Origin of the sequence: Azotobacter chroococcum (genome assembly GCF_002220155.1) — a bacterium.
Classification (GTDB): Bacteria; Pseudomonadota; Gammaproteobacteria; order Pseudomonadales; family Pseudomonadaceae; genus Azotobacter; species Azotobacter chroococcum.
The window spans coordinates 449,799-473,002 of record NZ_CP011835.1; the positions used below are offsets into that span (position 1 = coordinate 449,799).

General features: G+C 62.9%; 20 protein-coding genes. 4 read left to right on the top strand and 16 right to left on the bottom strand.

The features are described from left to right. Positions 1 to 28: 28 nt before the first annotated feature. From ilvD to ACG10_RS02180, 14 genes are all read right to left on the bottom strand, one after another. On the bottom strand, positions 29 to 1,867 hold the full coding sequence (gene ilvD, locus ACG10_RS02115; RefSeq protein WP_089166948.1) for a dihydroxy-acid dehydratase: 1,839 nt from the start codon (positions 1,865 to 1,867) through the stop codon (positions 29 to 31). Positions 1,868 to 2,299: 432 nt separating this feature from the next. Further along, positions 2,300 to 3,952 (bottom strand): type I restriction-modification system subunit M, encoded by a 1,653-nt coding sequence (locus ACG10_RS02120; RefSeq protein WP_089166949.1) that lies wholly within the window; start codon positions 3,950 to 3,952, stop codon positions 2,300 to 2,302. Further along, the gene (locus tag ACG10_RS02125) at positions 3,949 to 4,305 is read right to left on the bottom strand and encodes a hypothetical protein (RefSeq protein ID WP_157731357.1); all 357 of its coding nucleotides are present in this window, start codon (positions 4,303 to 4,305) and stop codon (positions 3,949 to 3,951) included. The genes ACG10_RS02120 and ACG10_RS02125 overlap by 4 nt, the downstream gene beginning before the upstream one ends. A 3-nt stretch (positions 4,306 to 4,308) precedes the next feature. Next, positions 4,309 to 5,397 (bottom strand): AAA family ATPase, encoded by a 1,089-nt coding sequence (locus ACG10_RS02130; protein ID WP_089166951.1) that lies wholly within the window; start codon positions 5,395 to 5,397, stop codon positions 4,309 to 4,311. Continuing rightward, positions 5,394 to 6,656 carry a restriction endonuclease subunit S gene (locus ACG10_RS02135; protein WP_089166952.1) on the bottom strand — a complete coding sequence of 421 codons (1,263 nt, stop codon included), beginning with the start codon at positions 6,654 to 6,656 and terminating at the stop codon, positions 5,394 to 5,396. The genes ACG10_RS02130 and ACG10_RS02135 overlap by 4 nt, the downstream gene beginning before the upstream one ends. A gap of 3 nt (positions 6,657 to 6,659) precedes the next feature. After that, the gene (locus tag ACG10_RS02140; RefSeq protein WP_089166953.1) at positions 6,660 to 9,680 is read right to left on the bottom strand and encodes a type I restriction endonuclease subunit R; all 3,021 of its coding nucleotides are present in this window, start codon (positions 9,678 to 9,680) and stop codon (positions 6,660 to 6,662) included. Positions 9,681 to 9,752: 72 nt separating this feature from the next. Then, positions 9,753 to 9,944, bottom strand: coding sequence for a hypothetical protein (locus ACG10_RS02145; RefSeq protein WP_061291112.1), 192 nt, complete (start codon positions 9,942 to 9,944; stop codon positions 9,753 to 9,755). A gap of 214 nt (positions 9,945 to 10,158) precedes the next feature. Beyond that, a complete protein-coding gene (locus tag ACG10_RS02150; RefSeq protein WP_089166954.1) occupies positions 10,159 to 10,854 on the bottom strand; it encodes an RES family NAD+ phosphorylase in 696 nt (231 codons plus the stop codon). Next, positions 10,854 to 11,258, bottom strand: a complete 405-nt coding sequence (locus ACG10_RS02155) for an antitoxin Xre-like helix-turn-helix domain-containing protein (protein ID WP_039807403.1) — start codon at positions 11,256 to 11,258, stop codon at positions 10,854 to 10,856. Before ACG10_RS02155 ends, ACG10_RS02150 begins: the two co-directional genes overlap by 1 nt. Positions 11,259 to 11,572: 314 nt before the next feature. Then, on the bottom strand, positions 11,573 to 12,766 hold the full coding sequence (locus ACG10_RS02160) for a class I SAM-dependent rRNA methyltransferase (RefSeq protein WP_089166955.1): 1,194 nt from the start codon (positions 12,764 to 12,766) through the stop codon (positions 11,573 to 11,575). A 48-nt stretch (positions 12,767 to 12,814) separates the two neighbouring features. Beyond that, positions 12,815 to 13,576 (bottom strand): ABC transporter permease, encoded by a 762-nt coding sequence (locus ACG10_RS02165; RefSeq protein WP_089166956.1) that lies wholly within the window; start codon positions 13,574 to 13,576, stop codon positions 12,815 to 12,817. Then, on the bottom strand, positions 13,573 to 14,496 hold the full coding sequence (locus ACG10_RS02170; protein WP_089166957.1) for an ABC transporter ATP-binding protein: 924 nt from the start codon (positions 14,494 to 14,496) through the stop codon (positions 13,573 to 13,575). Before ACG10_RS02170 ends, ACG10_RS02165 begins: the two co-directional genes overlap by 4 nt. 74 nt (positions 14,497 to 14,570) lie before the next feature. Further along, positions 14,571 to 16,151 (bottom strand): methyl-accepting chemotaxis protein, encoded by a 1,581-nt coding sequence (locus ACG10_RS02175; protein WP_089166958.1) that lies wholly within the window; start codon positions 16,149 to 16,151, stop codon positions 14,571 to 14,573. 173 nt (positions 16,152 to 16,324) lie between these two features. Beyond that, entirely contained in the window at positions 16,325 to 16,888 is a 564-nt protein-coding gene (locus tag ACG10_RS02180; RefSeq protein ID WP_089166959.1) for a type 1 glutamine amidotransferase domain-containing protein, read from the bottom strand. A 164-nt stretch (positions 16,889 to 17,052) separates the two neighbouring features. Here ACG10_RS02180 and mutM point away from each other — a divergent pair, with 164 nt between their 5' ends. Then, the gene (gene mutM / locus ACG10_RS02185; RefSeq protein WP_089169776.1) at positions 17,053 to 17,865 is read left to right on the top strand and encodes a bifunctional DNA-formamidopyrimidine glycosylase/DNA-(apurinic or apyrimidinic site) lyase; all 813 of its coding nucleotides are present in this window, start codon (positions 17,053 to 17,055) and stop codon (positions 17,863 to 17,865) included. Between the two features lie 74 nt (positions 17,866 to 17,939). After that, on the top strand, positions 17,940 to 19,301 hold the full coding sequence (locus tag ACG10_RS02190) for an IS701 family transposase (protein ID WP_089166638.1): 1,362 nt from the start codon (positions 17,940 to 17,942) through the stop codon (positions 19,299 to 19,301). Positions 19,302 to 19,637: 336 nt separating this feature from the next. Here ACG10_RS02190 and ACG10_RS02195 read toward each other — a convergent pair whose 3' ends face one another. Next, positions 19,638 to 20,189: a transposase gene (locus ACG10_RS02195; RefSeq protein ID WP_089166796.1), complete on the bottom strand. Its 552-nt coding sequence runs from the start codon at positions 20,187 to 20,189 to the stop codon at positions 19,638 to 19,640. A gap of 29 nt (positions 20,190 to 20,218) precedes the next feature. After that, positions 20,219 to 20,737, bottom strand: coding sequence for a helix-turn-helix domain-containing protein (locus tag ACG10_RS02200; protein WP_089166797.1), 519 nt, complete (start codon positions 20,735 to 20,737; stop codon positions 20,219 to 20,221). Between the two features lie 156 nt (positions 20,738 to 20,893). Between ACG10_RS02200 and ACG10_RS02205 the strand changes: the two genes are divergently transcribed. Both ACG10_RS02205 and ACG10_RS02210 read left to right on the top strand, forming a co-directional pair. Further along, positions 20,894 to 21,241, top strand: coding sequence for a multidrug transporter (locus ACG10_RS02205; RefSeq protein WP_089169778.1), 348 nt, complete (start codon positions 20,894 to 20,896; stop codon positions 21,239 to 21,241). A gap of 126 nt (positions 21,242 to 21,367) precedes the next feature. Then, positions 21,368 to 23,197: a Na/Pi cotransporter family protein gene (locus tag ACG10_RS02210; protein ID WP_198319001.1), complete on the top strand. Its 1,830-nt coding sequence runs from the start codon at positions 21,368 to 21,370 to the stop codon at positions 23,195 to 23,197. Positions 23,198 to 23,204 lie beyond the last annotated feature (7 nt).

The following is a 23,204-nucleotide window of genomic DNA, read 5'->3' on the forward strand; positions in this document are numbered from 1 at the left end:
ATTGCCCAGCCTGCGGCCTTGTTCCCGTTCACTCCTCGAGCAGCGCCTTGTTGCGCACCGCGCCCTTGTCGGCGCTGGTGGCGAGCAGGGCGTAGGCCTTCAGCGCGGTGCTGACCTTGCGCGCGCGCGGGGCGGCCGGTTTCCAGCCCTTGTGGTCCTGGTGCAGGCGGCGGGCCTTCAGCTCCTCGTCGGACACCAGCAGGTTGATGCTGCGGTTGGGGATGTCGATGAGGATCTTGTCGCCGTCCTCGACCAGGCCGATGGCGCCGCCCGCGGCCGCTTCCGGCGAGGCGTGGCCGATCGACAGGCCCGAGGTGCCGCCGGAGAAGCGGCCGTCGGTGAGCAGGGCGCACTGCTTGCCGAGCCCCTTGGACTTCAGATACGAGGTCGGGTAGAGCATTTCCTGCATGCCCGGGCCGCCTTTCGGGCCTTCGTAGCGGATCACCACCACGTCGCCGGGTTTGACCTCGTCGGCGAGGATGCCCTTCACCGCGGCGTCCTGGCTCTCGAAGATCTTCGCCGTGCCTTCGAACACCAGGATGGATTCATCCACGCCGGCGGTCTTCACCACGCAGCCGTCCAGGGCGATGTTGCCGTAGAGCACGGCCAGGCCGCCCTCCTGGGAGTAGGCGTTCTCCACACTGCGGATGCAGCCTTCGAAGCGGTCGGTGTCGAGGCTCGGCCAGCGGGTCGACTGGCTGAACGCGACCTGGGACGGGATGCCCGCCGGGCCGGCCTTGAAGAAGGTGTGCACGGCCTCGTCCCGGGTCTGGGTGATGTCCCACTGGGCGATGGCATCACTCATGCTCGGGCTGTGCACGGTCGGCACGTCGGTGTGCAGCAGGCCGCCGCGGGCCAGCTCGCCGAGGATGGCGAAGATGCCGCCGGCGCGGTGCACGTCTTCCATGTGGTACTTCTGGATGTTCGGCGCGACCTTGCAGAGCTGCGGCACGCGGCGCGATAGGTGGTCGATGTCGCGCAGGTCGAAGTCGACCTCGGCCTCCTGGGCGGCGGCCAGCAGGTGCAGGATGGTGTTGGTCGAGCCGCCCATGGCGATGTCCAGGGTCATGGCGTTCTCGAACGCCTTGTAGCTGGCGATCGAGCGCGGCAGCACCGACTCGTCGCCCTCGCCGTAGTAGCGCTGGCAGAGTTCGACGATCAGCCGGCCGGCGCGCAGGAACAGCTGCTCGCGGTCGCTGTGGGTGGCCAGGGTGGTGCCGTTGCCCGGCAGCGACAGGCCGAGGGCCTCGGTCAGGCAGTTCATCGAGTTGGCGGTGAACATGCCCGAGCAGCTGCCGCAGGTCGGGCAGGCGCTGCGCTCGTATTCCTCGACCTTCTCGTCCGAGCAGCTGGCGTCGGCGGCGGCGACCATGGCGTCGACCAGGTCGAGGCCGTGGCTGGCCAGCTTGGTCTTGCCGGCTTCCATCGGCCCGCCGGAGACGAACACCACCGGGATGTTCAGGCGCAGGGCGGCCATCAGCATGCCGGGGGTGATCTTGTCGCAGTTGGAGATGCACACCAGCGCGTCGGCGCAGTGGGCGTTGACCATGTACTCCACGGAGTCGGCGATGATCTCGCGCGACGGCAGCGAATAGAGCATGCCGTCGTGGCCCATGGCGATGCCGTCGTCGACGGCGATGGTGTCGAATTCCTTGGCCACGCCGCCGGCCTTCTCGATCTCGCGGCAGACCAGCTGGCCGAGGTCCTTCAGGTGCACATGGCCGGGCACGAACTGGGTGAAGGAGTTGGCGACGGCGATGATCGGCTTCTTGAAGTCCTCGTCCTTCATCCCGGTGGCGCGCCACAGCGCGCGGGCGCCGGCCATGTTGCGGCCGAAGGTGGAGGTTTTCGAGCGATAGTCAGGCATGACGGTTCTCGGAAATCAGGCGGATACGGGACTGCGCAGGATAGCGCGATTGGCGGGAGGGTGCATCGGGCGGGCGACGTGGTGGGGCATAGGGTGAAGGGTTGAGCCTTCCGTTGCTTGTGGCTGGAATCGACCCAAACCGGCCGATCACGTCAGGCAACAAGCGGCCAAAAGCTGACTTCGGATATGGTCTGTCCACCAATTCGGGATCAGCCACGTCGAAAGGCTATCCAACGCCTTGACCTCAAGCCTGTGACAAACGCCGGGCGGCACGTTGTGCACCTGCTCGAACGTCAAGAACGCGGAAAACGACTCACTGACTTTCAGCGATATCTTGTGGCGGTGGAGCGGTGGTGTATTGGGTTCAAATTCTTATAGTGGATTTGAGCCCGCCGCGCGAGCCCACACGAACCAAATCGCCATTGGTATTACTTATCGTGATACCTCCGAACCGTAGGGCAGCGGTGGCAGCGCAAGCTCCTTAAGGAACTCATTGTGTTTATCGGTGGCTGTTTTGATCTTCTGATCCAAAGCCACAAGCTGAGTATGCACGGTCGTCAGTTCTATCTCTTTATCGGCCACTGCTGTGCTGACGTAGCGAGATATATTCAGGTTGAAATCGTTCTTCTCGATCTCCTGCATACTTACCCGTCGCGCATACCGCGGCACTTCCGCGGGGCGTTGCGTGTAGGTCTCGATAATCTTCTCGATATGCGGGTCTGCCAGCTGGTTCTGCCGTCTACCCTTCTCGAAGTGCTCAGCCGCGTTAATAAACAGTACATCGTCTGGTCTCTTGCACTTTTTCAGCACCAAAATGCAGACCGGGATGCCTGTTGAATAAAATAGGTTAGCCGGCAGCCCTATCACGGTATCAATGTGCCCATCTTGCAGTAGCTTGCGGCGAATACGCTCTTCCGCACCGCCACGGAACAGCACACCGTGCGGCAGGATGATAGCCATCACACCATCGTCCTTGAGGTAGTGCAGCCCGTGCAGCAGAAAGGCGAAGTCCGCCGCGCTTTTGGGTGCCACGCCGTGGTTCTTGAAGCGCATGTCCTCGCTGATGGCGTCGCTCGGGTCCCAGCGATAGCTGAACGGCGGATTGGCCACTACTGCGTCAAACTGCGGCTTCTTCGCCGGATTGGTCTCGCGCAGGAAGTCCCAGGCGTTGGTCAGCGTGTCGCCATGGTAGATCTCGAACTCGGTGTCCTTCACCCCATGCAACAGCATGTTCATGCGCGCCAGGTTGTAGGTGGTGACGTTGTATTCCTGCCCGTAGATCTTGCCAATGCTACCGCCCGCGTCCTTCATGCGGTGCCGGATGTTTAGCAGCAACGAGCCCGAGCCACAGGCAAAGTCGAATACGCTTTCCATCTTCTTGCGCGGGCCGGTCTCGGGCGCCTGACCATCGAGCGTCACGATGGCGGAGAGAATGCTCGATATCTGCTGCGGCGTGTAGAACTCCCCCGCCTTCTTTCCAGAACCCGCCGCGAACTGGCCAATCAGGTACTCATAGGCATCGCCCAGCGTGTCGGTGTCGGTGGAGAACAGCGACATGCCGCGCGCCAACTCCGAGAGGATTGAGCACAGCTTATCGTTGCGTTCCGAGTACTGACGACCCAGCTTGTCAGATGCAAGGTTGATCTCTGAAAACAAGCCTTGGAAGTTGCTCTGGAAAGATTGGTTCTCGATGTACTTGAAACCACTTTGCAGGGTGTCAAGCAGCTTTCCGCTCTGTATCTTGGCTAGGTGAGCGATGTTGCCCCACAGAAAGTCAGGCTCGATCACATAGTGCACCTTGCGGCGCATCTGCTTCTCGAATGCCGCCACGTCGCTGGCGTTCTCTTCGTACCAGATTTGAAGCGGTGTCGTGGCTTCGGTCTGCTCCATGAGGTCTGGCGTGACGTCCGGATAATCCGGCCCCAGCTCCCGCTTGGCGGCCTGTTCATAGTTGTCCGAGAGGTAGCGCAGAAAGAGGAAAGACAGCATGTAATCGCGGAAATCGTCGGCGTTCATCGATCCGCGCAATTGGTCGGCAATCGCCCAGAGGGTTTTGCCTAGCTGTTTCTGGTCTTGTTTTGTCATGGTTTTGGTCGTTGCTTAAGTGTGTTTTTCAGCACCTTTAGTTCGGCGTCGTCCTGTGCGTCGGCCTGACGTGCCTCATCCTGTTTACGGCGCTGGTCATAGTTGAGATAAAGCGCGGTGGTTGCGTGCTCCACTTGTTGCGCGCGGTTGCACTTGGCGGCCACCTCGGTAGTTGCTTCGCGGCACAGCTCGCCATCTTCAAAGATGTTCTTCAGGTGCAGGCTAACGTTATCGGCGAGTACGCCGAACAGTTCAGCCATTTCGCGCCGCGAGAGCCAAGCCGGATGATCCTTGGTCCGCAGTTTGATTTGATTTGGCCCGTTTCCGGTGGTGTAGAGGATCAGCTCACTCATGTCTCAGGTCGCGTCCGCATGCAAAACAAAGTTGTACTTTTCAATGAGCCTACTCATGACCTCATCAAAAATATTTAAGTTATCTTCAACTACGATGTCGGACTCGTAATAGTAGACCTTCTTGTGCGATAGGGCATTGACGATATCTGCCACCCGATTGGAATCGGTGATGCCAATCTGATTCAGCACATAACTAAACTGCCCAACACCGAGAAACGAAGCGACACTCTCCAAAACCTGTCGGAGCATTGCGAAGTGGTATGCCCGAATCTCTTTTGCTTTGTGGGCGATGGAGAGCACCTGGAGCACTCGCAGGTGGTACAGAAACACGTCCTTCTCACATTTCCCTAGTTCAAGTTCTCCCGACTTCACACTAAGAATGTAATGCTTGGTATGCTTTTTGAATTTACTGCTCTTCTCGCCCTTGCTAAGCCAATCGCTCAGTATCGAAAACAATCCAATGTGGTGCGTGGTGACGATGATCTTGCGCTTCTCGAACTGACTCTCGATAAGATCGAACAGTGTCGCAGCCGTTACAAAAATATTATGATCGTCGAGGCTGGATACCGGGTCGTCTATGAAGAAGTGGCTCGACTGCTTGTCAGCCCAACCTTCGACCTCGAACAGCGCGAGAAAGAAACACCAAACGAAGATCCGCTCTTCTCCACGCGACAATTTGATGGGCTTCTGAGGTTCGTCCGGATTCGGATTCGGGATAAAGAATGAAATCGACTCGATACCCATCTCCGGATCGTCTTTGTGCAGGTTGAGTGAAAACCCAAACTTTGGCTTGTAAGCCTTGAGCTTGTCACGGATGTTGTCTTCAGTAAGCAGGGTATGGAACTTGCTAAGACTGCTGGGCAATACGATCAGCCGGATATTTGCTCCATCGCTCTCTTCATCGTTGTCCCACACAAATAGGTCTTCACTATAGGCATTATAGTAGACCCCAGTATGAGTGCCATTCGCGAGCTTAGTCGCGTTCTTGTAGGCCACACTGAGCTGTGTCTTACCGGTTGCGTTGAAGGCATACGCGAGCGTGATCGGCGCAACATCATCCCGAAGTGTCTTTGCGATTTCGTCGAGCGTCATTTGACTTCCTGTGAGGGCGGAAAGAGCTTCTGCATAAGGGCAGTCTTGTGGACTTTCAGTGCAGCAAGCTTGTTATCTTCGGCTGCGGTTTGTGCGTCAATGGACGAAAGAAAGAGAGCGATTTTATTCTGCTCCACTGGGCGCGGGAGTAAAACCATATAGCTTAGTAAGGTTTCACGATTAACTTTGGGGATTTTGCTTCGATCAGAGTGTTTAGTGGTATATTCCATAAATCCCTCCGACAACAATAGATGAAAGAGATAGCTCTTAAGTAAGTCGGAACTGGATGGGCGAACTGGGTAAATATCTGCACTACAAATCCCTTTGAAATTCGGTGCGGCAACTTTGTTTAATGCAGGTCGAATTTTAGAGTAGAGGATACAGGTCTCATCGAAGAAATACTTCCCGCTGATAAGCCCAAGCTCTCTTGCAGTCTCGACTTCAAGTATTTTTCCTGTATCGCTCTCAATACTTTCGCCACCAATGTGTGGGAGATCGATGTATGGGGCCTTGGTCGGATCAACCTGCCCAGATACAATTTCGATAATCGATCCAAAGTTCTTTTCTTCCCATTCTTGAGCATCCTGGAACTCTGGAAAGCGCAAGCGCGGAACAGTTTCCCCTTCGCGGGGAAAGAGCCGCCGCATTAGGCCGCGCTTGTACGTCTTCAAGGCCTCAACTTTCTGGCCTTGAGCGGCAATCAGCTCGTTCAGCGAGGTCAAACAATCGGCGATTTTTTGCTGCTCGGCATTTTTTGGAGTCGGCACAGGCATTTTCATGAAAGCACCTGTTGTGATGCTCATTCGGTCATGCCTGGCGCCGGTGCTGGCCGCTTTTCTAACGTACGAGTGCCACCCCGCTGACTTGAAGAAGTGCTCGTAGAAGTCCGTCTTCTCCTCTGCAAACCGGAATACGGTGTAAAGAGGTGACATAACGCCTTTGCCAACATTATTCCGCGAGATCGGACCAACTGGCGCAGTCGCAGAGGTCCGTGGGTTGTAGACGTAGTCGCCGGCATCGACGATGTAGTAGCCGTCTATCTTGCCGGCGCTTGCGATATCACGGTCGAAATAATCTCGCTGGTCCAGTACTCCGTACTCGGCGGAGTTAGTGAGTACTCGCGTTACTGCACCGTCGGTGTTCTTTGTGGAGACTCGCTCGGCAATTTTCTCAAGCGGCACCGTTTTCCAACCCGGAGCGTTGTGAAACTCTGGAAACCGTAACGTCGGCACCACTGCGGTTTTATCTTCTTCAACCATCACTCAATCCTCATAGGGCTGAAGACCCGAGATATCCCGGCCTCCGGCGCGCCTCTTTAGCATCGGTACCAGCTCGCTCATCAAAGCCAGCTCCTTCTGCGTGCGGGCTTTCCAGCCCAGCTCCAGCGGGGCGAGCAACTCGGTGAGTTGTTCGCCGTCGAAGATGCGGCGCTCTAGCACTCCGTCCACAAAGCTCTGCAGCGCCGCACTGGGCAATCCGTATTTGGCGGCGAGTTCGGTTAGCTCGCGGGCGGCTTTCACCGCCTTGAATTGCTGATAGCCGACGCGGATGGCGCGCTCGTCTAGGCCCTCGCCGGCCTTGAGGCTCATCACGTATTCGGTAATGTCCTCGCACTCGTCGATAAATTTGGCGTCGCTCGCGATCAGGCTGACCAGTTGTTCGCGGCTCATGGTGGCTTTGCCAGGCTTCTTGGTGGAGAAGTCGGCGATCAGCTTCATGATGTAGTCGTAATCGATGGTGGCAGAAGCGAAGAGCACGAACTCAAAATCGAGCTGCTCCAGCTGCTCGCGCTTGTCATCACCGGGCTTGGCCTGCTCGTCCCGCAGGCGTCTGGCCGTCTCCAGATACTGGCCACGGAAGGCGTTGAGTTCGTCCGGGGGTAGAATGGCCTGGATTGCGGCTTCCTGCTCGGGCGTGAGGTCAGTGTACTGCTCGAGCTGGGCTTGTAGCTTCTGCACTTTCTTGAAGGCGTCGACAAAGCCGATGCGGGCTTCGTCGCCCTTGAGCGTGGCGATCTCTTCGGGTTTGCCTGAAAGCCCGTATGCCTGCATAAAGCTTTGCAGACTAAGTGCGGCCTCTTGCAGCTTTTCGATGACAGCAGGGGCTTTGTCCACCAGCCAGATCTTGCGCGCGTCATCGGCCTTCGCGCCGGAGAAAAGCGCGATGGCGGCGTCCACCGCCTCTTGCTGTCCACGGAAGTCGAGGATGTGGCCAAAAGGCTTGGTGTCATTCAATACGCGGTTGGTGCGGCTAAAGGCCTGAATAAGGCCGTGGTGCTTGAGATTTTTATCGACGTAGAGCGTGTTGAGGTACTTGCTGTCGAAGCCTGTGAGCAGCATGTCGACGACTATGGTGATGTCGATCTTGTGTTGCGGGGCCTTGGGGTTGGCCTTACGCAGGTCGGCATCCGGCCATTGCTGATCCTTGATGCGCTGCTGCACGTCTTGATAGTAGAGGTCGAATTCCTCGATGCGGTGGTTCGTATCGAAGCGGGCGTTGTAGCGGGCGATAATCGCTTGCAGCGCTGCCTTCTTGGAGTCCGGCTCCTGCTTGTTGTCTTCCAGCTCGGTGGGCAGGTCTTCCTGCAACTGCCGTACATCGGCACTCACATCGCCCGGCGGTGAGAACACGGCGGCGATATTGAGCGGCACGAACCCGGGGTCGACCTGCAATTTCTTGGCTTGTGCCTCTTCAAATAGCGCGTTATAGGCAATGGCGTCATTGATGGAGGCTGTGGCTAGAATCGCGTTGAACTTACGCCCCCCCGTAGCGGCATCGTGCTTGGCGAGGATGGCATCGACGATGGCACGCTTGGCCAGGGTTTCACCAGGCTTGGGCGGATTCTTTCCGTCGGGCTTGTAGTAGTCGACGTGAAAGCGCAGGACGTTACGGTCTTCAATCGCGTGGGTGATGGTGTATTCGTGCAGAGACTGCTGGAAGAGGTCCTGCGTCGTCTTAAACGTCTGGGTTTCACCGCTGATCTGCTTGACACTGGCGTTGTCCTCGAAAATAGGCGTGCCGGTGAAGCCGAAAAGCTGGGCCTTGGGGAAAAACTCCTTGATAGCCTGATGGTTATCGCCGAATTGCGAACGATGGCATTCGTCGAAGATGAAGACAATGCGTTTTTCGCGCAGCGCTTCGAGCTGCTCGGCATAGGTGGAAAGCCCATGCTTTTCGCGGCTTTTGTTGCGTTTGCTGCCCTCGTCCAGTGCCAGGCCGAGCTTCTGGATGGTGCAGACGATGACCTTGTCGGCTGCGTCGTCCGACAGCATGCGGCGGACGAGCTCTCCAGTGTTGGTGTTGCTCTCGACGCAGCCTTCTTGGAAACGGTTGAATTCCTCGCGGGTTTGCCGGTCGAGGTCTTTGCGATCAACCACGAACAGGCACTTTTCAATGTTCGGATTGGCCTTGAGTAAGGTGGAAGCCTTGAAGCTGGTGAGCGTCTTGCCGCTGCCGGTGGTGTGCCATATGTAACCGTTGCCGCTGTTTTCCTCGATGCACTTAACGATGTTTTTGACGGCATAGATCTGGTAGGGGCGCATCATGAGCAGCTTCTGCTCGCTGGCGACCAGCACCATGTAACGGCTGATCACCTGGCCGAGTGTGCACTTGGGCAGGAAGGCGTCGGCAAACTCATCCAGCCCGGTGATCTTGGTGTTATCCAGCGCAGCAAATTGGTAAATAGGCAGGAAGCGCTCATCGGCGTTGAAGCTGAAATGCCGGGCGTTGTTGTTGGCGAAGTAGTAAGTGGAAACTCGGTTGCTGACGATAAATACCTGCATGAAGCACAACAGCGTGCGGGTGAAGCCGTTACCAAGGGCGTTCTTGTACTCGACGATCTGCTCGATAGCGCGGCGCGGGTTGATGCCCAGCGTCTTTAGCTCAATCTGCACGACCGGCACACCGTTGATGAGCAGGACGACGTCAAAGCGATGGTGGCTGTTGTCGGTGTTGATCCGCAGCTGATTTACAACCTCGAAACTGTTCTTGCACCAGTCTTCGATGTTGACGAGGGTGTAGTTCAGCGGTGTGCCATCTTCGCGAATAAAGCTATTGCGCGTACGCAACGTTTGCGCGGCAGTAAACACGTCTGGGGTAACAATCTCTTCCAGCAGGCGCGAAAACTCCTCATCAGTGAGATTGACGCGGTTGAGCTGCTGGAACTTTTCTCGAAAGTTGGCTTCGAGCGCAGCTCGGTCGCGGATCTCGGGGCGATAGCTGTACTTGAGGTCGCCGAGCTTGGCGAGCAGGCCCTGCTCGATCTGGTGTTCGGTGATGGTCATGAATCTGTCCTGCCGTCATGGAAGCGTGGGTGTAGCGGATAGGCGGCTACCTGTGGCGTATCCACAGCCACGTCAAGCATTCGCCTTAGGGGGCTCCCCGCCCGGGCGGTCCAGACTCAAGTCATGATTGCGCGCGTACTCCAGCACCAAAATCTCGACCATCGACGCGACCGAGCGGCGTTCACGATCAGCCGCCAAGCGCAAAAGCTGCTTGATTTCGGCGGAGGTCCGGATAGAAAGGGTTTCGTCCTTCAGGCGTGACATGGCAGAGCCTCGTCAATGATGTCACGCAAATGTACTGCCTTTGTATTTAACTTAACAACACAAATACATGACTTTGATGAAGCTGCGCTGACTGAAGCCTGCATAAGCCCGGCTTCACTAGAAACATCACACCCTCATACTGCGATCCATTCGGTCTGGTGTGCTGTCCGCTTCTGGCCGGTTTCTGCCGGCCATTACAGGCTGTTTTTGCGTCCTATCGGCTATCCAGCGTTGTAATCCGATTGACACCGATAATTCGGCTGCTCCAGATCATCTCGTAATGAGCGGTCTGGATGATCGAGGTAACGGGTCGCGGTGTCATCAGCGCCCAACAGACGCTGCCTGAACAACGGACCGAGTGGTAACGCAGGCCCGGACATGCCTCTCGCTTCGCTTCGCCTCCCAATTGATGAGAGTGGGTGTAATCGTCGGGGGCATATATAGGGTCCGACAGCGGAACTCCTGTAGCGTCCCTCATCCCGGCATCCGTGAAGCTGCAGGTCAGCCCTCTGAAGACAAAACGGTCGTAATTGAGACCCTGCACGTTCGACCAGTAGCGCTCCTGGTGATGGCGCACCTCGGCAATCGCCGTGTCCATCCTATCGGCCAGATACAGCACGCCGAAGCTGCCATTGCTAAAGCGCGAGCCGGCCGGGTTCACATGGGTAAAGGGCGCCGTTGCGTACGAGCATCCGGGAATACCGAACGGGATCTCGCCACGAGGGATCAGCTCCAGCCGGCCAATTTCGTTCTGCAACCGTGGATTCGTCATTGCCTGAAGCCGATATAGCGCTTCGAAGTCTGCTTCGTCAGCCACGTCATCGAACAAGGCAATGGGCGGAAACTTGGAGTTGACCAGGCGGTAGGCCTGCAGACTCTCGCCGCCCAGGACGGCAAGGCTGCTCAGCATTACCACTGGGCACCCCGCAGCGTATCGATTCGTCGGAACGTCTCGTACAGCGAGATCATGTCGCCCTGTGCCATGACGTCGAGCGGTGCGCGCCCGTTGAAGAACTCGTTGCGGTTCTCCATGGAGGGGAAGCCATAGACATTTTCGGGGTTGTCGAACACGAGGCGCAGCGCCGCGTGGATATTCAGCACGATGCTGATGCGCTGCATCTGATCGGAGTCCAGGCCTACCGCCCACGCCGAATCGCGTTGCCTGGCCCGGGTGTAGGTGCTGCGCGAAATGCGCAGGATCCGGCAGGCCTGTTCGCAGGAGGCCTTCCATTTGTCCAGGATGTTCAGCGCCGCACGCAGGCCGGCCACGCATTGGCTTTTCGAAAAGTCCTGAGCCTGGATAGTTACTGTCATCGCCAGCACCTCAATATGCTCCTTGGACACAAATCTAGCATATCTGAATCTACAGACGCAATTTGGCTCCAGGCAACCCCAGGGATCTTGAACGCCAACGCGCAATCATGCACATGGCTTTGGTTCCACAACGGTTGTATCTGGCCGCTCTCTGCCTGCCATGACCGGCCGGTTTTTGGCATTGCCCCCAGCCGTTCGCCAATGCCCCCGCATCCCCGCTCGACCCAGGATAAAACCCCATTTCCATCCCCCAACCGCCGCGCCGGCGGTGGAAAATCGCTGCGCGAGTTTTCCACCCTACGGTCGGGAATGCCTCAGCTCGGCAGAATCCGGCAGGTCAGGCTCTTGATGTAGCGGGTTTCGGCGATGGCCGGGTGGACCGGGTGGTCGGGGCCCTGGCCGCCGCGCTCGAGCAGCTGGATGTGGCGGTCGAGGTGGCGGGCGCTGCCGAGCAGGATGTTCTGCAGGTCGTCCTCCGGCAGGTGCATGGAGCAGGAGGCGCTGACCAGGATGCCGTCCTTGGTGAGCAGGCGCATGGCCGCCTCGTTGAGACGGCGGTAGGCGGCCTCGCCGTTCTTCAGGTCCTTCTTGCGCTTGATGAACGCGGGCGGGTCGGCGATCACCACGTCGAAGCGTTCCTCGGCGGCCTTCAGCTCCTTCAGCGCCTCGAACACGTCACCCTCGACGCAGGTCATCTTCTCGGCCACGCCGTTCAGCGCGGCATTGCGCTCGACGCCGTCCAGCGCCAGCGCCGAGCCGTCCACGCACATCACTTCGGTGGCGCCGAACGCCGCGGCCTGCACGCCCCAGCCGCCGACGTAGCTGAACAGGTCGAGCACCCGCTTGCCCTTGACGTAGGGCGCCAGGCGCGCGCGGTTCAGGCGGTGGTCGTAGAACCAGCCGGTCTTCTGCCCGCCCTGCACCGGGGCCTCGAACTTCACGCCGTTCTCTTCCAGCGCCACCCATTCCGGCATCTCGCCGAAGGCGGTCTCGACGTAGCGCTCAAGGCCTTCGGCATCGCGGGCGCTGGAGTCGTTCTTGAACAGGATGCCGCGCGGCTTGAGCACCTGCACCAGCGCCTCGACCACAGCGTCCTTGTGGCGCTCCATGGCGGCGGAGGCGAGCTGCACCACCAGATGGTCGCCGAAGCGGTCCACCACCAGCCCGGGCAGCAGGTCGGAGTCGCCGTAGACCAGGCGGTAGCAGGGCGCGTCGAACAGCCGCTCGCGCAGCGACAGGGCGACGTTGATGCGGTGCACCAGCAGCGACTTGTCCAGCGGATGCTTGAGGTCGCGGGAGATCAGCCGCGCGCAGATCAGGTTGTTCGGTGAGAGCGCGACGATGCCGAGGGTCTTGCCGCCGGCCGCCTCGAGGATCGCCTGGTCGCCGGCCTGGAAGGCGGTCAGCGGGGTGGCGAGCACGTCCACCTCGTTGCTGTAGACCCACAGGTGGCCGGCGCGCAGGCGGCGCTCGGCGTTGGCTTTCAGTCGCAGGCTGGGCAGGGACATGGGGCACTCTCGCAAAAAGCGCGGAGTATAGCGAAAGCCGGGGACGGTTCAGGTCTTCAGCCGATAGCCCGTCTTGAAAATCCAGCGCACGCCGGCCAGGCAGAGGACCAGGAAGAGCGCGGTCATGCCCAGGCTGACCGGCAGGCTGACGTCGGCCACGCCATAGAAGCTCCAGCGGAAGCCGCTGATCAGGTAGACCACCGGGTTGAACAGCGACACTGTCTGCCAGAACGGCGGCAGCATGTCGATGGAGTAGAAGCTGCCGCCGAGGAAGGTCAGCGGCGTGACGATCATCAGCGGGACGATCTGCAGCTTCTCGAAGCCGTCGGCCCAGATGCCGATGATGAAGCCGAGCAGGCTGAAGGTGACCGCGGTCAGCACCAGGAAGGCGACCATCCACAGCGGGTGCTCGATCTGGAAGGGCACGCAGAGCCGCGCCGTGGCCAGCATGATGGCGCCGAGCAGGATGGACTTGGTGGCGGCCGCGCCGACGTAGCCCAGCAGGATCTCGATATAGGAGACGGGCGCGGAGTGGATCTCGTAGATGGTGCCGGTGAAGCGCGGCATGTAGATGCCGAACGAGGCATTGGAGATGCTCTGGGTGAGCAGGGCCAGCATGATCATGCCGGGCACGATGTAGGCCCCGTAGCTGACGCCGTCGATGTCCACCATGTGCGAGCCGATGGCCGAGCCGAACACCACGAAGTACAGGGCGGTGGACAGGACCGGCGAGGCCACGCTCTGCATCAGCGTGCGCCGCATGCGGGCCATTTCGAACAGGTAGATCGCGCGTATGCCGTACAGGTTCATGAGGGGTGCACCAGGCTGACGAAGATTTCCTCCAGGGAGCTTTCCGAGGAGCTGAGGTCCTTGAATTCGATGCCGGCCTCGCCCAGCCGCTGCAGCAGGCGGGCGATGTCTCCGCCATGTTCCTGGTTGTCGTAGGTGTAGACCAGCTGGCTGCCGTCGGCCGACAGTTCCAGGCGGTAATCCTGCAGCGCTTGCGGAATCCGCGCCAGCGGCTCGCCCAGGGTCAGGGTCAGCTGGCGCTTGCCGAGCTTGGCCATCAGCGCATCCTTCTCTTCCACCAGGATGATCTCGCCCTGGCGGATCACGCCGATGCGGTCGGCCATCTCCTGGGCCTCTTCTATGTAGTGGGTGGTCAGGATGATGGTGACGCCGCTCTCGCGCAGGCGCCGCACCATGTCCCACATGCCGCGGCGCAGTTCCACGTCCACGCCGGCGGTGGGTTCGTCGAGAAAGAGGATCTGCGGCTCGTGCGCCAGCGCCTTGGCGATCATCACGCGGCGCTTCATGCCGCCCGACAGGGCCATGATGCGGCTGTCCTTCTTGTCCCACAGGGACAGATCGCGCAGCACCTTCTCGATGTAGGCGGGGTTGGCCGGCTTGCCGAACAGGCCGCGGCTGAAGGTGACGGTGCTCCACACGCTCTCGAAGGCGTCGGTGGACAGCTCCTGCGGCACCAGGCCGATCCGGGCGCGCGCCGCGCGGTAGTCGGCGACGATGTCGTGGCCGTCAGCCAGGACCCGGCCCGCGCTGGGGTTGACGATGCCGCAGACGATGCTGATCAGCGTGGTCTTGCCCGCGCCGTTGGGCCCCAGCAGGGCGAAGATCTCGCCCCGACGGATTTCCAGGTTCACATTCCGCAGCGCGGTGAGACCCGAGGCATAGGTTTTGGACAGGGCGTGGATGGCAATGGCTGGCTGCACGCGAGTCTCCCGAGGGTGGCGTGCAGCGATTCTACCCAGCCCGGCCCTCGCACGTCTGCGCGGGCAGGATGCGCTCAGGCCATCGCCGGCAGGTCGCGGGCCGCGGTTTCGCGCGTCCTGAAGACGGCCACCCGCTGCTGCATCAGGGCCGCCTGCTCCTCCAGGGCGGCGGCAGCCGCGCGGGACTGTTCCACCAGGGCGGCGTTCTGCTGGGTGGTGCCGTCCAACTGGCCGATGGCGCCGTTGATCTGGCCGAAGCCGCTGCGCTGCTCGCGGGTGGCGGCGGAGATCTCCTCCATCAGGCTGGCCAGTTGGTGGATGGCGTCCACCGCGTCGCGGATGCTCCGCCCGCTGTACTCGGCCTGGCGGGCGCCTTCGCCGATCTTCTCGCCGATACCCTCGATCAGGCCGCGGATCTCCTGGGCCGAGGTAGCGCTGCGGCTGGCCAGGTTGCGCACCTCGGCGGCCACCACGGCGAAGCCGCGGCCCTGCTCGCCGGCGCGGGCCGCCTCCACCGAGGCGTTGAGGGCGAGGAGGTTGGTCTGGAAGGCGATCGAGTCGATGACCCCGATGATGTCGTTGATCTTCTGCGAGCTGTCGGCCAGCTCGCGCATCAGCAGGATGCTCCGCTCCACGTCCTGGCCGCCGCTCTGCGCGGTGCGTGCGGCGGTCGCGGCGAGCCGGTTGGCCTGTTCGGTGGCCTCGCTGGTCTGCCGGGCGGTGGCGCTGATCTGCTCCATGCTGGCGGCCGTCTGCTGCAGGGCGCTGGCCTGCTCCTCGGTGCGCGCGGCCAGCTCCTGGCTGCCGTGGAAGACTTCCCGGGCGCGGCGGTAGACGCTTTCGCTGCCGCCGTGCAGGGAGCCGACCAGCTCGGACAGCTTGCGGTTGGCTTCGTCCATGGCGTTGAGCAGCTGGCCGGTCTCGTCGTGGGCGTGGCCGGCGAGGTCCTGGGTCAGGTCGCCCTCGGCCACCCGGCGGGTCGCCGCCAGCGCCCGATGCAGGGGGCCGGTGATGCTGCGAGTGATGTACAGGGCCATCAGCACGGCGATCAGCAGGGCCAGGGCGGCGAAGCCGAGCAGGCCGACCAGGGCGTTGCGCAGTTGCGCGGCGACCTGCTCCCTGGCCCGGGCCATGTGCTCGGCGGCCTTGCGGTCGATGGCCGCGCCGCTTTCGTCCAGACGGTAGACCTCGTCCTTGTACCGGCCCATGGCGCTGTTGGCGGCGGCCGTGTCGGCGAACTCGCCCGCCCGCAGGCGCCGGTGGATCGCGTCGAAGCCGCCGGCATAGCCGGCCAGCGCCGCGACGGACGCCTCGTACAGCCCGGCCAGTTCCGCATCGGGCGCCTGGGCCTTGCCGGCCTGCAGGGTGTCCTGCAGTTTCTGCAGGGTCGCGTCCCAGCGCGTCTTGTAGGATTGCACCTTTTCCGCATCGCGAAGGTTGATGAAGATGTCCTTCTCGAAGCGGCGCTCCTCCAGGGCCAGCAGGCGCACCTGGGCGGCGTTCTGCGCCAGTTTGGCGTTGCGGTCGAGGGTGTCGGCCGACTCCCGCAGCTCGCTCATGCCGTACAGGGCGACCACGGTGGCCGAGACGAGGAGCAGGACGAGGGTACCGAAGGCGATGCCCAGGCGGGCACCGATGGGACGGCGGGATAGCATCGGGAGGGGCCTCCTGGCATGGGCTGAGAGTCCCCCTTAGATCGGCCGCTATGCCGCGTCCTTGAGAGGTTTTTCGGAAGAATTGCCGGACCCTTTGCCGGCCGATGGCGGCGGGCTGCCGATGGCGCCCATGAAAAGGGCCCCCGGGCGTCTGCCCGGGAGCCCTGAGGGGGTCAGGCGGCCGAGACGTGCTCGGCCTTGCCGCCCAGCATGTCGATCAGCGCCTGGCTGAAGGCCGGGATGTCGGCGGGCTTGCGGCTGGTGATCAGCTGGCCGTCGACCACCACCGGCCGGTCGACCCAGGTGGCGCCGGCATTCTGCAGGTCGTCGCGCAGCGACGGCCAGCTGGTCAGGGTCTTGCCCTTGACCAGGTCGGCGGAGATCAGCAGCCAGCTGCCGTGGCAGATCGCGGCGATGGGCTTGTTGGCGCGGGCCGCGTCGCGCACCAGCTCCTGGGCCATCTCGTCCAGGCGGATGTTGTCCGCATTGACCACGCCGCCGGGCAGCACCAGCGCGTCGCAGTCCTCGATCTGCAGGGTGTCGAAGGTGCGGTCCACATGGAGGCGGTCGGCGGGCGTGGTGTGATTCCAGGCGATCACCTTGCCCGCTCTGGCCGCGGCGATCAGGGTCCGGGCGCCGGCCTGTTCGAGGGCCTCCCGGGGGGCGGTGAGTTCGACGCGCTCGAACCCGTCGGTCACCAGGAACGCCACGCGCTTGCCTTTCAGGGATTGTGTCATCGGGTGCCTCCCGAGCGGTGAATGAGGCGCCTGCGGGCGCGGGATCTACAAGAAATCCGACCATCCTCGCGGGCAAAGTTCTGCCGCCGGTCGGCGGGCGGGATTTGCGCGCCGCGGCCTTCCTGCTATGGTCGGTGCCCGTTTTTTCGCCCTGTCGTGCCGCCATGCCCGAACTGCCCGAAGTCGAAACCACCCGCCGCGGAATCGCGCCGCATCTGGTCGGCCAGCGTGTCGAGCGGGTCGTCGTCCGCGAGCGCCGGCTGCGCTGGCCGATCCCCGAGGACCTCGACGTGCGCCTGTCCGGCCAGCGCATCGAGGCGGTGGAGCGCCGCGCCAAGTACCTCCTGATCCGCGCCGGGGCGGGCACCCTGATCGGCCATCTGGGCATGTCCGGCAGCCTGCGGCTGGTCGAGGCCGGGTTGCCGGTGGCCAGGCACGAGCACGTCGACATCCTGCTGGAGTCGGGGATGGCGCTGCGCTACACCGACCCGCGGCGCTTCGGCGCGCTGCTCTGGAGCCTCGATCCGCTGGCGCACGAGCTGCTGCGCCGGCTCGGCCCGGAGCCCCTGGGCGAGGAGTTCGACGGCGAGCGCCTGTACCGGCTGTCGCGCGGCAAGAGCCTGGCGGTCAAGCCGTTCATCATGGACAACGCGGTGGTGGTCGGGGTGGGCAACATCTACGCCAGCGAGGCGCTGTTCGCCGCCGGCATCGATCCGCGGCGCGCCGCCGGTTCGGTCTCGCGGGCGCGCTACGACCGGTTGGCCGGGGAGATCCGGCGCATCCTCGCCGAGGCCATCGAGTGCGGCGGCACCACCCTGCGCGACTTCGTCGGCGGCGACGGCAAGCCCGGCTACTTCCAGCAGACCCTGCTGGTCTACGGGCGCGGCGGCGAATTCTGCAAGGTTTGCGGCGCCACCCTGCACGAGGTGCGTCTCGGCCAGCGTGCCAGCGTCTACTGCGGCCGCTGCCAGCGCTGAGAGGCACTAGTCTTACTGTGTCACTAAATTGAGCTATCGTCAGTAGATCTTCGGCAGTTCGAAGGAGACCGACGATGGACTCGATGATCCGGTTCGACGAATACCTGGCGCATCTGGCGGCCGGCCTGGGACATGCCGACCGGGAAGCCGGGCTGCGCGGCTATTGCTCAGGCCTGATGCTGCCCTTGGCGCGCAAGAGCGTGGAGCCCATGGCGGCACACCTCGACCCCCTGCATGCCAGTGCCCGGCACCAGGCGTTGCATCATTTCGTGGCCAAGGCCGACTGGTCGGATACCGAAATGCTGCGCCGTGTGGCCCGGTGGGTCCTGCCGACAATGGATCTGTCCGCTGGCAGCTATTGGCTCGTGGACGACACCGGTTTCCCGAAGAAGGGACGGCACTCGGTGGGCGTGGCACGCCAGTACTGCGGGGTGCTGGGCAAGCAGGACAACTGCCAAGTGGCGGTCAGCGTCTCGTTGGCGTGCGAACAGGCCAGCCTGCCGGTAGCCTGGCGCTTGTACCTGCCCCGGGAGTGGGCCGAAGATGCCGGGCGGCGCCGCCAGGCCGGCGTACCCGAGGACGTCCGCTTTGCCACCAAGCCCCAGATAGCGCTTTCGCAGTTGCAGGCGTTGCTCGAAGCCGGGGAACCCCATCATTGGGTGGTGGCCGATGCCGGTTACGGCGTGGACAGCGCTTTTCGCCAGGGGTTGACGGCCATGGGGCTGCCCTATGTGGTTGGGATAACCTCGGTCGTGCGGGTATGGCCGCCCGGCCAGCAGCCGCTGCCGCCCAAGCCCTGGACGGGCAAGGGGCGCCCACCGGTAGCCACGCGGCGCTCGCCGGAGCATCGACCACTGTCGGTGAAGAAGCTGGCCCTGTCGCTGCCGCCCGAGCTCTTTACGGAACTCACCTGGCGCCAGGGAACCAACGAACCACTGAGCGGGCGTTTCGCTGCAGTACGGGTACGCCCTGCCGGCAGCGTGTCGGCAAAACAGCGGCTGCACCCGCAGCAATGGCTGCTGATCGAATGGCCCCTCACGCAGGCCGAGCCGACCCGTTACTGGTTGTCCACGCTCGAGGAGGACACGCCGCTATCGGAACTGGTGCGCATCGCCCACCTGCGTTGGCGTATCGAGCGCGACTATCAGGATCTCAAGCAGGACCTGGGGCTGGGACATTACGAGGGACGCGGTTGGCGGGGATTCCACCACCATGCCAGCCTGAGCATCGCCGCCTACGGTTTTCTGCTCGGGCAGCGCCTGCGCCGTGAGGCCCTGTCCGGACCGGATGGCCAAGGAAAAAAAAACCTCATGGGGTGCACGGTACCTGCGCTTCCCGCGGATTACCGCCCCCGCGGTCGGCCAGCGCGCACAGCGGCATGTGGCGGACTCGATCACGACGCTGCGTCATCAACTGGGTGTCTACCTGATGCTTGAGTATTGCCGGGACCTGTACGGCGGTTTGGGCTATCCACGTTTATGACACAGTAAGACTAGGGCCTGTTAACACTACTCTCCGCGAGCCGCGTTGCTGCGCCAAATGGCGCCAGGCGAGGCGCGGGACGCAGGGAATGGCATTCCCTTGCCAAGTCCCGCAACGACGCATGGCGCCATTTGCCGCGCAACCCGCAGGGACGGGCCTGTTTTTGCGCGGTGCGTCGTTGCTCGTCGTTCATTTGGAATGACCAAACTTCTCTCCTCGCGCCTAACCCCGCGCAAAAACAGGCTCCGTCGCGGCCGCGCGGAGTAGTGTTAATAGGCCCTAGTGCAGTTTCAACCAACATCCTGTTCAAGTGGCGGGAGCTGTTCACAACCGTAATAGGTGCAGACTCGCTCCATCACCTCAGCGCTGGTCAGCGGGCGTTCGGGTTCATGGATCGCCCGCTTGCCATGCACCCAGCGGGGCTCGATCCGGTTCAGCCAGGGGCTCTTGCTCGGCAGGCGGCAGGTTACGATCCGTACGCCACCCTCGGCCCTGGCCCGGCGGTTGTGCGCCCCGATCCAGGCCCGCACCCGGTGGCTGATATGCCAGCTGGCGTTGTCCCAGATCATCAGCAGCGCCTTCTTCCCCTCGCTCGCCAGGCGCTCGCAGACCCACTCCAGGAAGTCCTCGGTCACCTGGCTGACCGGGCGGCCCTTGACGAAGCGCAGCAGCATCTGCCCCGTGTCGGCGCGCAGCAGGCCATAGCAGCTCAGCGCCTTGGGTTCGGCATCCTGCGGATCCACCGACAACTGCTGCAGGCGCAAAGCCGGACCCGCGCTCCAGGCCTTCAGGAACGGGCGCGCGAAACGACTCCACCAGACCTCGTCCTGAAAACCCAGCACCCAGTCCGGGTGCGTTGTGGCCAGTTCGATCAGCCAGTCGCGTCGCTTTTTTTGCGCGCATAGTGCGGATCCGGACTGGTGATCCAGGTCTTGGCCCGCTTCCAGCCCACGCCCAGGCGCATCAGGGCCTGGCGGATCGACTCGTGGCTCAGCTGCCGTTCGGTCAGCCCCTGCTCGAAGGCCACTTCGGCGGCCAGGCTCAAGGTCCACAAGCGGGTGGGCTTGCCGAAATCGCGGGGGCTGCGATGCAGCAAGGCGCGCAAGCGCTCGGCCTGCGTGCCCGCAAGCAAGGGACGGACACGTTTGGGCCGATGCGACTTCTCCGTCAGGCAAGACACCCCCTCGGCGGCAAAGGCCCGCAGGGTGTTGCGTACGGTTTGCGTGGCGCAGCCGAACAGAGCGGCAATTTCCGTGGCGGTCTTGCCGTCAGCGCTGGCCAGCAGGATCTGGCAGCGCCGCAGCGTGAAGGCTTCCCGGGCACGCAAGCCAACCTGCAGGGCCTGCCGTTCCTCGGTAGTCAAAGGGCGAACGAATAGAGGTGCTTTCATGGGGCATAGCATCGCCTGATGCCATAATTTCCACAACTTCATCTATGAAACTGCACTAGGCCGCGATCTTCGCCGATTGATGGCCGTCACGCCGGCAATATCGGGGGCACTGCTATAGTCACGGCTCTGCCAAAAACACCGATGAAGGACCGCCGCATGTCTCCGCTTCGCTCGCTCGCCCTTGTCCTGGCGCTGACCACTGGCCTTTCGACCCTGCCGGCGCACGGGTCGCACGCCGAGGCCGAGCAATCCAATGTCAGTGGCGATCCCCTCTATTCCGTCGAGGCGCCGCCGGCCTACGCGATGATGGGTGACCTGCTGATCGCCCGGCCGCTGCTGATCGCCGGCACCATCATCGGTGCGGCGGCCTTCGTGATCAGCCTGCCGTTCACCGCGCTGGGCGGCAACGTCAAGGAGGCCGGTCAGGCGCTGGTCGTCGATCCGGGCCGGGAGGCGTTCGTGCGCTGCCTCGGCTGCAGCACCAGCGGCTATCGCCAGGACTGAGCCGCCGCCCGGTATTCCCTGCGGCGCGCCAGCGCCCCGAGGCTTCCCGGCATCCCGCCGGCAGCGTAGGCTTTGTTCCCCTTGTCCGCGGGGCGAGGCGCTGTCCGGCATGGGAAATCCTGGTCCTTGAATCACTATTCCAAATTCCTTTTCGCCTTTCTGGTCGCCCTCGGGCTGGCCTACTCCTTCTGGCTCAGTTCCGGCTGGCTGCAGCTGTGTGCGGGGCTCGCGCTCTTTCTGTTCGGCATGCAGTGCCTGGAGGAGGGGCTCAAGGAACTCGCCGGCGGCCGGCTGGAGGCGCTGCTCAAGCGCAGCACGGCCACGCCGTTCAAGGGCTTCATGTTCGGCCTGGCCGGCACCGTCCTGGTGCAGTCCAGCAGCCTGGTCTCCCTGCTGACCGTCGCCTTCATCGGCAGCGGGCTGATTTCCCTGGCCGGCGGGCTGGCCATCGTCTTCGGCACCAACCTGGGCACCACCAGCGGCATCTGGCTGCTGGCGCTGGCCGGGCAGGACATCTCGCTCGCGCCGCTGGCCCTGCCACTGCTGGTGTTCGGCGTGCTGATCGGCTTCAACGGGCCGAAGAGCCGGGCGGCCGGGCGCATCCTGCTGGGCATCGGCTTCCTGTTCCTCGGCATCGACCAGATCAAGACGGGCTTCTCCGGCTTCGGCGAGGCGCTGGAGCTGGGCAGCTGGCAGGTCGACGGGCTGTCCGGGGCGCTGCTGTTCGTGCTGCTCGGCCTGGCGGTCACCGTGGTCCTGCAATCCAGCCACGCGACCCTGATGCTGACCCTCACGGCGCTGGCCGGCGGTCAGCTCGAGCTGGAGCAGGGACTGGCCGTCGCCATCGGCTCCAACGTCGGCACCACGGTCAGCACCGCGCTGGCCGGCATCCTCGGTGGCGAGCGCGGCGGGCAGCGCCTGGCGCTGGCCCATGTGCTGTTCAACGGCGTCACCGCGCTGGTGACGCTGGCCCTGCTGACGCCCCTGGCCGCTCTGGTGCAGTGGCTGGCGACGCCGCTGGGGCTGGCGGACAACCGGCTGATCCAGCTGGCGCTGTTCCATACCCTGTTCAATGCCCTCGGCGTGCTGCTGTTCTGGCCCTGGCAGGCGCAGCTGGTGCGCCTGCTGGAGCGCTGGCTGCCGGAGCGCCGCGAGCCGCAGGTGCTGATCACCGAGCTGGCGCCGGAGACGGACGAACTGCCGCGGACCCGCGCGCGCTATCTTGGCGACAGCCTGCTGGAGTCGGCCGACGCCGCCGCCAGCGCGGTGCTGCGCGAGTTGCAGCACCTCGGCCGGCTGAGCCTGGAGGTGATCTGCCACGCGCTCTACCTGCCGGTCGAGCAACTGGCCAGCGACCGGGCGGACGAGGCGCTGCTGCGCGCGCGGCCGGACGGCCACCATCTGGATGCCGAGGCGCTCTACCAGCGGCACATCAAGGGCGTCTACGGCGACCTGCTGAGCTTCATGGGCCGCGTGGACGCGCCGCGGGACGAGGCCCGCCAGCAGTTCTGGATCGCCTGCCAGCTGGCTGCGCTGCAGCTGGTGGACGCGGTGAAGGACGCCAAGCACCTGCAGAAGAACCTCGGCCACTACCTGCGCGGCGAGGATTCGCCGGTCCGCGAGGCCTACGTCGACCTGCGCCGGCACCTGCTGGCGATGCTGCGCGAGGTGCGCGAACTGGGCCGCCTGGAGGTGCCGGACGAGGCCTGGCACGAGCGCCTGCAGCTGCTCGACGAGCGGGCCGCGGACTTCGACGCGCAGTTCCGCGCCCGGCTGTTCGCCGCCGCCCGCCGTCGCGAACTGGACGGTCTGCAGACCGGCTCGCTGATGAACGACCTGGGCTACGTCAGCCGCATCGTGCAGAGCCTGCGCAACGTGCTGCAGCTCGGCGACGGCCAGTCCCGTGCGCTGCGCCGGCTGACGGTCGAGGACGAGCCGTTGATCCAGTTGAAGTGAAGGGAGC

Coding starts and splice junctions, on each gene's coding strand:
- ilvD (WP_089166948.1), bottom strand. CDS start 1,867: ATGCCTGACTATCGCTCGAAAACCTCCACCTTCGGCCGCAACATGGCC.
- ACG10_RS02120 (WP_089166949.1), bottom strand. CDS start 3,952: ATGACAAAACAAGACCAGAAACAGCTAGGCAAAACCCTCTGGGCGATT.
- ACG10_RS02125 (WP_157731357.1), bottom strand. CDS start 4,305: ATGAGTGAGCTGATCCTCTACACCACCGGAAACGGGCCAAATCAAATC.
- ACG10_RS02130 (WP_089166951.1), bottom strand. CDS start 5,397: ATGACGCTCGACGAAATCGCAAAGACACTTCGGGATGATGTTGCGCCG.
- ACG10_RS02135 (WP_089166952.1), bottom strand. CDS start 6,656: ATGGTTGAAGAAGATAAAACCGCAGTGGTGCCGACGTTACGGTTTCCA.
- ACG10_RS02140 (WP_089166953.1), bottom strand. CDS start 9,680: ATGACCATCACCGAACACCAGATCGAGCAGGGCCTGCTCGCCAAGCTC.
- ACG10_RS02145 (WP_061291112.1), bottom strand. CDS start 9,944: ATGTCACGCCTGAAGGACGAAACCCTTTCTATCCGGACCTCCGCCGAA.
- ACG10_RS02150 (WP_089166954.1), bottom strand. CDS start 10,854: ATGCTGAGCAGCCTTGCCGTCCTGGGCGGCGAGAGTCTGCAGGCCTAC.
- ACG10_RS02155 (WP_039807403.1), bottom strand. CDS start 11,258: ATGACAGTAACTATCCAGGCTCAGGACTTTTCGAAAAGCCAATGCGTG.
- ACG10_RS02160 (WP_089166955.1), bottom strand. CDS start 12,766: ATGTCCCTGCCCAGCCTGCGACTGAAAGCCAACGCCGAGCGCCGCCTG.
- ACG10_RS02165 (WP_089166956.1), bottom strand. CDS start 13,576: ATGAACCTGTACGGCATACGCGCGATCTACCTGTTCGAAATGGCCCGC.
- ACG10_RS02175 (WP_089166958.1), bottom strand. CDS start 16,151: ATGCTATCCCGCCGTCCCATCGGTGCCCGCCTGGGCATCGCCTTCGGT.
- ACG10_RS02180 (WP_089166959.1), bottom strand. CDS start 16,888: ATGACACAATCCCTGAAAGGCAAGCGCGTGGCGTTCCTGGTGACCGAC.
- mutM (WP_089169776.1), top strand. CDS start 17,053: ATGCCCGAACTGCCCGAAGTCGAAACCACCCGCCGCGGAATCGCGCCG.
- ACG10_RS02190 (WP_089166638.1), top strand. CDS start 17,940: ATGGACTCGATGATCCGGTTCGACGAATACCTGGCGCATCTGGCGGCC.
- ACG10_RS02200 (WP_089166797.1), bottom strand. CDS start 20,737: ATGAAAGCACCTCTATTCGTTCGCCCTTTGACTACCGAGGAACGGCAG.
- ACG10_RS02205 (WP_089169778.1), top strand. CDS start 20,894: ATGTCTCCGCTTCGCTCGCTCGCCCTTGTCCTGGCGCTGACCACTGGC.